Origin of the sequence: Sphingomonas flavida (genome assembly GCF_036663655.1) — a bacterium.
Lineage (GTDB): Bacteria > Pseudomonadota > Alphaproteobacteria > Sphingomonadales > Sphingomonadaceae > Sphingomonas.
This window is the reverse complement of the sequence record NZ_JAXOJH010000014.1, coordinates 97,735-104,258: the sequence shown is the minus strand read 5'-3', so window position 1 is coordinate 104,258 and position 6,524 is coordinate 97,735. Positions and strand designations below refer to the sequence as shown.

At 64.1% G+C, this 6,524-nt stretch carries 8 protein-coding genes; 2 read left to right on the top strand and 6 right to left on the bottom strand.

Annotated features, from left to right (window positions below; genetic code table 11):
• Window positions 1–167: 167 nt before the first annotated feature.
• Window positions 168–386 carry a hypothetical protein gene (locus U1703_RS15080; RefSeq protein ID WP_332786339.1) on the bottom strand — a complete coding sequence of 73 codons (219 nt, stop codon included), beginning with the start codon at window positions 384–386 and terminating at the stop codon, window positions 168–170.
• A gap of 137 nt (window positions 387–523) precedes the next feature.
• Between U1703_RS15080 and U1703_RS15075 the strand changes: the two genes are divergently transcribed.
• Both U1703_RS15075 and U1703_RS15070 read left to right on the top strand, forming a co-directional pair.
• A complete protein-coding gene (locus U1703_RS15075) occupies window positions 524–1,237 on the top strand; it encodes a Crp/Fnr family transcriptional regulator (RefSeq protein WP_320450834.1) in 714 nt (237 codons plus the stop codon).
• Window positions 1,238–1,338: 101 nt separating this feature from the next.
• Window positions 1,339–1,617 carry a DUF6894 family protein gene (locus tag U1703_RS15070; RefSeq protein WP_332786338.1) on the top strand — a complete coding sequence of 93 codons (279 nt, stop codon included), beginning with the start codon at window positions 1,339–1,341 and terminating at the stop codon, window positions 1,615–1,617.
• A gap of 110 nt (window positions 1,618–1,727) precedes the next feature.
• On the opposite strand, the gene U1703_RS15065 is transcribed toward U1703_RS15070, so the two are convergent.
• The 5 genes from U1703_RS15065 to U1703_RS15045 all read right to left on the bottom strand — a co-directional run bounded on the left by U1703_RS15065 (window position 1,728) and on the right by U1703_RS15045 (window position 6,462).
• Window positions 1,728–2,147 (bottom strand): ester cyclase, encoded by a 420-nt coding sequence (locus tag U1703_RS15065; protein WP_332786337.1) that lies wholly within the window; start codon window positions 2,145–2,147, stop codon window positions 1,728–1,730.
• A gap of 10 nt (window positions 2,148–2,157) precedes the next feature.
• Window positions 2,158–2,754: a glutathione S-transferase family protein gene (locus U1703_RS15060; protein ID WP_332786336.1), complete on the bottom strand. Its 597-nt coding sequence runs from the start codon at window positions 2,752–2,754 to the stop codon at window positions 2,158–2,160.
• Window positions 2,754–3,680 (bottom strand): glutathione S-transferase family protein, encoded by a 927-nt coding sequence (locus U1703_RS15055; protein WP_332786335.1) that lies wholly within the window; start codon window positions 3,678–3,680, stop codon window positions 2,754–2,756. The genes U1703_RS15060 and U1703_RS15055 overlap by 1 nt, the downstream gene beginning before the upstream one ends.
• On the bottom strand, window positions 3,677–4,888 hold the full coding sequence (locus tag U1703_RS15050; protein WP_332786334.1) for an iron-containing alcohol dehydrogenase: 1,212 nt from the start codon (window positions 4,886–4,888) through the stop codon (window positions 3,677–3,679). Before U1703_RS15050 ends, U1703_RS15055 begins: the two co-directional genes overlap by 4 nt.
• Before the next feature lie 116 nt (window positions 4,889–5,004).
• Window positions 5,005–6,462: an aldehyde dehydrogenase family protein gene (locus U1703_RS15045; RefSeq protein ID WP_332786333.1), complete on the bottom strand. Its 1,458-nt coding sequence runs from the start codon at window positions 6,460–6,462 to the stop codon at window positions 5,005–5,007.
• Window positions 6,463–6,524: the final 62 nt, after the last annotated feature.

The window sequence follows — 6,524 nt, the reverse complement described above, 5'->3', positions numbered from 1 at the left end:
CCTCAAGCATTTCCGACGCTTCGCTACTCGCTACGACCGCCGCATCATCCACTTCACCGGCTTCGTCCACCTCGCCGCCGCCATGATCTGGCTACGATGAATGTCGATCCGGCCTAGCGATATTTGACGATGCGCGTGATAAACCGCTATGTTATCGCATGTTACCGTTACGATATCGAGGATCGGGAAGAATTCGGCATGGGTGGCTGCGAACCGTCCTTACAGCCATGGGAAAAACCCAATGCTTCGTCTCTAAGGATGTCGCTGGCCTGTTTCAGATAGCACGCCGCGAGTTGACCCAGTTGTGCCTGATCCAGCCGCGCCAGATGACCATCCAATGCCTGCACAACTTCCCAGAGCGTTTCCATCGACGAGTCGCGGGTCATGCGTAGCCACCTATTGCCGACAAAAACAGGTGCCTAATGTGAACCGTCGATAGTCCCACGACGAGCATAATCTTGTTAATTATAAACAATATAGAACGGCAATATAAAGTTTGATAATTCATAGCTAAGCCGGTTGCATGGGTAATCGGTTCATCACCAAGCTGCGTGGGCTTGCCGATCTCGGCGAGCCAGAGATAAGCGCGCTGGAGCGCCTCACAGCCCGTCCCAAGGCCATCACGGCCCGAAAGGATCTGATCCGCGAAGGAGACCCCCCCGGCCCGGTGTTCGTCATGCTGGAAGGCTGGGCATACCGCTATAAAGTGCTGCCGAGCGGCACCCGCCAGATCACGGCGTTTCTAATGCCGGGTGATGCCTGCGACCTGCACACCGAAATGCTGGCCGAGATGGATCACAGCATCCAGACCGTAACCGCTGCTTCGGTGGCGACCATCAGCCGTTCGGACATGAACGAACTGATGGGGTCCTATCCTCGCATCGCAACGGCCATGTATATCGCGCAGCTGGTCGACGAAGGGACCCTTCGCGCCTGGATCGTCAGCCTGGGCCGCCGCTCCAGCGTCGAGCGCGTTGCCCATCTGATCCTGGAATTGTTCCTGCGCGCGGTCCGCATCGGGCTGAGCGACGGGACGCGCATGGAATTGCCGCTGCCGCAGGTGGTGCTAGCCGACGCATTGGGCATGACCCCGGTTCATATCAATCGCATCCTGCAAGAGCTGCGTCGGTCGGGCGCGATCGAGCTGAGCCGGGGCGTCCTGCGGATCATCGACCCGGCGGCCTTGACCCACATATCCGGTTTCGATGCCAATTACCTTTACAAGAGAATGAAATAGGCACCGGCACACGGCCTTCCTTAACTGCCTATATTGTCCTTGATAGATATATGGGGCATGACCGATCCATCGTCGGCTGATGCTCCGAGGCGCTGACGGCTGTGGGCGAAAAGGCCTGCGCCTCTGATGAGGCCAGCGCCATGCCCAAATTCTTTATCCACGCCATCGATGCCAGGCTCAAAACCCGCGACGACGGCACGGAATTCGATACCAGCGAAAGCGCCCTCACCTCCGCGATCCATAGCGCGGCCGCACTCGCCGTCGATGAAATCCACAAAGGCCAGACAAATGCGGCGATCGAGGTGCGGGTCGAACGGGCCGATGGCACGCCGCTGCGTCGTGCCATCGTGTGCATGTCGGTCTCCTCCCTTCTTCCTTGATCGAAGAAGGGCAAGGCTTGCAGGTCACAGTAGAGGGTCGCTGACGACCCGATCCTATAGCCGGGCAGAGATTAGTTCGGGCAGGCGAGGACGAACGTGGGCAGACGGCATCAGGCGTCCACCGCGCCGATCTGCTTCAGCATGCCCAGATTGTCCATCAGCGCCCAATGCTCCTTCAGCTTGCCGTCCTCGAAGCGGAACAGGTCCATCACGACGAAATCGACCGGCTTGTGCGTGGCGGGCACACCCAGCCCGTCGCCCGAATGGATCGCCTTCATCCGCAGATGGATCAACACCTTGTCCCCCTCAGCGACGGAATCGAGGATGGGCAGTTCGATCCGGCTGAAATTGCCGTGCAGGAATTCGCCAAGCTGACGCATCCCGTCATGCCCGCGCACGACGAATGGCAGGCCCGGATCGTGGCGTACGAAGTCTTCGGCGATATGCTCTTTCCACCACGCCTCGTCGCGCGCGGCGAAGGCGGTAAAGTAATCGCGGGCCAGTTGCGTGTTCGCAGACGTGTCGGTCATGAGCGTCCTTTCAAAGATAGGGCTTGGTGTCGCGGAAGGCGGGGCGATCGGCGGTGGCGGTGACCAGCGCGTCGAGCCGGGGCATCGCTGCCACCCAGGGCTCACCCGCAAAGCGCAGGTCGAGATAGTCCCGCGCCACCACCGCGGTGATGACCGCGATGTCGGGCGTGTCGCCGTGATAGATGGGTGGATCCGCCTCCAGCGCGGCCAGACCGTTAACGATCGTCCGAATACGTCGCCGGCCCACCCGGTGCTCGGCAAAGTCGGGATCGATCTGCATCCGGTTGGTGACGATGTTCGCCTGGGCGTCGATCACCCCCATGGCACGACCCGCCAGGCTGACGATCCGGTCGACATCGCCCGCCAGCAGCGACGGCTCGGGCCGGGTTCGCTCGAGCCACAACAGGATCAACAGGCTTTCGGTGAGCGGCAGGCCGCCCTCTATCTCCAGCGTCGGCACGCGCGCGGCGGTGTTGAGCTTCAGCAGCGCCGCATCGTCGTTCCAGGGATTGACGATCTCGGTGGCCGACAGGTCGAAGCCTTTTTCACCCAAGGCGATCCGCGCGATGCGGGCATAGGGCGAAGTGGTGTTGGTCAGGATACGCATCAGGCGTCCTCGTCGCGAACGGCGCTGAACCCCAGGCGCGGGAGATGGACATGAACCGTGCCCGCCGCCCCGGTGACGTTCGCGATGACCAGCTCGCGCGTGTCCGCCGCGACCAGCGTGCCACGGATCGGGTCGTTGGCCTCGTCCGCGATGACGAGGACGGGATCGCCCTCGGCCAGACCGCTGGGGTCGGCATCGCGGACGCCGGTCGTCGCGATGGGCTGCGCGTCCCGCGCAACCGAAAGGGCATCGGTCGGGGTCATCGTGCTATGCTGGCCATGCCCGAAGGCGGCGATACGCTCCATCCAGTCCGACAGGTTGTCGAACGGCAGGAGCGCCTCGATCGCCGCACCGCCATTGCTTCGCGCGAACCACAATGGATGCCAGGCCGCGAGATCGGCGGCAGTCAGCGTCTCGCCGAACAGGAACGGACGGCCATCCGCCAGCATCTGCGCAAGCAAGTCGATGAGACTGGCCACCCGCTGGCGGTCGAGCGGCGCGGTCTTCATGCTCGCCGCGCGGGAGAAGTCGTGGTGCATGAAGGCAATACGGTCGGCGATGAACTCGGCTGGCACGCCGTCGCCGATGATCGACGTGGTCAGCGTCGCCGCAGGCATGAACCCGGCCATATCCGCCCAGCGGGCAAAAGCCATGATCGCACCGCGCTGCTCCATCGGGTAGAGCGGCTTATCCGGATAGCGGCGATCCAGCTCGTCGAGGATCAGCGCGGTGTCGCAATAGATATCCGCGCCGAATTGCAGAACCGGAATCCGGCGATAGCCCGCGGTCAGTGGCACGGTATGCGGGCGCGGCGGCCAGATGGGTGCCTCGACCGACGCCCAGACCACACCCTTGTGCCCCAGTGCGGTCCGCACCTTCTCGGCAAAAGGCGACAGGTCGTAATGGTGCAGGATGGGCGTGGTCATGCGCAAAGCTCCGACAGCATCGCCTCGGCCTGCGCGACCGTCATCTTGCGGGCCGAGGGGCAGCCGATGATCGTATCGGGCCGCGCCGTCGCCGGGTCGTAATCGCGCGCGGCGATGCCCGCATACAGGCCGGGCACCGCGCGCCGCGCCATTTCCGCCACCCGGTCGCGCGGCAGTTGCTGGCTGGTGAATTTCAGCGGAAAGGCGATGTCGCGGTAGAGATCACGCACGGCATCCGAAGCCGCCGCGATGCATTCCGCGCGAGACAGGCCGGTCGTGTCGACCTCCAGCGCCTCGGCCAGCGGGCGGACCTTGTGCGGCAGCACCGCCAGATCGAAAGCCAGCACCTCGGGCAGCAGGATGCCGACGCCGTACGGGTGCGGAAGGTCGAGATGCCCCTCCATCGGCAGCGACAGCGCATGGCCATGGCCCAGCCGTGCGTTGCCACAGGCGATATTGGCCATGCACGACGCGATCAGATTGTCGGCCCATGCGCCCTCGTCATCCGAATTGATCGAGGCGCGCAGCGAACCGTGCTGCAACCGTACCGCCGCGATCGCCAGCGCGTCGGTGATCGGCGATCCGATCGCGCTGACATAGGCCTCGACCGCGTGTGTCAGCGCGTCGACGGCCGGAAGCGCGGCCACCCGCATTGGCAGCGAGGCGAGCGTGACGGGGTCGAGGATCGCCGCATCGGGAAAGCTGAGCGGCCCGCCGCCCAGCAGCTTGAGGTGGCGTTCCTCGTCCTTGACGATCGTCCATTGCGACACTTCGGACCCCGAACCCGCCGTGGTCGGGACCATGATCATCGGCAGCGCGCGCTTGTCGAAACTGCCGACGCCGGTGCATTCCGCCATAGGCTTGTCGTTGGTCGCGACGATTGCGATCCCCTTGCCGGTGCACATCACCGATCCGCCGCCGATGCAGATGATGCCGTCGATCGCGGCGCGGCGAACCCGATCGCCCTGCTGGTCGATATGCGAGCAGCGTGCGTCGATGCCGACCTCGTCGAACCGCTCGGTCGCGATCCCCGCCTCGGCCAGCGCATCGAGGGCGGCGGCATGAAAATCCTGCGCCGAGATGACGGGATCTGAAACGACCAGCACCCGACTGATCTTCAGATCACGCGCGACCGTGCCGATCGTCGCCAGCGATCCCGATCCGGCGATCACGCGGGTCGGCATGTAGAAATTGGTGACCAAGACCATCTCTCCTTGAGCGATCCGATACTTTGCCGGATCACCTTGTTCGTCGATGTTGCGGCCCAGGGGTCAGGCGGCGCCAATAGGGCTTTTGTCGCGCCGCCATCGCCTGTCGTTATGGCTCAGCCGTGCTTGAAGATGGTCGTGCGGATCGTCGAGGCGTCGTGCAACGCCGCAAAGCCCTTTTCGCGGCCATGGCCGGACTTCTTCATGCCCCCGAAGGGCAGTTCGATGCCGCCGCCCGCGCCGAAGGCGTTGATATAGACCTGCCCCGCCCGGATCTGCCGCGAAACCCGCAGCGCACGATTGCCGTCGATCGTCCACACTGCCGCCATCAGGCCGTAATCGGTGTCGTTGGCGAGACGCACGGCATCCTCTTCGTCCTCGAAGGACAGGACGGCGAGCACCGGTCCGAACACTTCCTGCGTCGCCAGCTCATGCTCGCGCGGGACCGGGCCATAGATGCGCGGCGCGACGAAATAGCCGCCCTCCGGCACCCCTTCGGCAACCTGGCCTTCCGCCAACACCGGGACGCCCGCACGTTGAGCGCGTTCGAAGAAACCCTCGATCCGCTTCTTCTGGGTCGCGTTGATGACGGGGCCCAACTGATGATCCATCTCCGGCGTGCCCGCCGTCAGCTTCGCAAATTCCTCGGCCAGCGCCTTGGTCACGGCATCGAAGACGGACGCCTGGACCAGCGCACGCGAGCCCGCCGAACAGGTCTGCCCCGAATTCTGCACCATGGTCAGCGCGATCGTCTTGGCGGCGGTGGTGATGTCGGCATCCTCGAAGACGACATGCGGGCTCTTGCCGCCCAGCTCCATCGTGACGCCGATATGGTTCCTGGCCGCCGCCGTCTGGATCAGCGTGCCGACCTCCGGGCTGCCGGTGAACGAGATGAAGTCGATTCCCGGATGATTGGACAATGCGTCGCCCGCCTCCTCGCCCAGTCCCGGCACGATGTTGATCGCGCCCTTGGGAAAGCCGATCTCGGCCGCCAGTTCGGCCAAGCGCAGCGGGGTCAGGCACGCATCCTCGGCGGGCTTGACGACACAGGCATTGCCCATGGCCAGCGCCGGTCCGACCGTGCGGCCGAACATCTGCGCCGGGTAGTTCCAGGGGATGATATGACCGGTGACGCCGTGCGGCACATGCTCGGTCGTGACAAAATAACCGGGCATGAACGGGATGGTGTCACCGTGGACCTTGTCCGCCGCGCCGCCATAATATTCAAAATAGCGCGCGGTCGCGACCATGTCGTTACGCGCTTGGGTCAGCGGCTTGCCAGTGTCGCGGCTTTCCAACTGCGCCAATTCCTCGGCGACCTCGGCAATCCGCAGACCCAATCTGGTCAGCAGGCGGCCACGCTCGGTCGCCGACAACTTGCCCCAGTCACCCGCCAGCGCGGCGCGCGCTGCCGCTACTGCCCGGTCCACATCGGCCTTGTTGCCCGCCGCGATCTTGGCGAACTTCACGCCCTCGGCCGGGGCGATCACGTCGATCGTGCCGCCGGAGGCCGATGCCACCCATTCATTGTCGATGAAGACACCCTTGGCGGGCAAGATGGCGGCCTCGGTCATGCGTTGAACATCCTCTGCTTGCGGCGGCTTTCAGGATTAACCGTCAAAGCCGCGATCTTGAT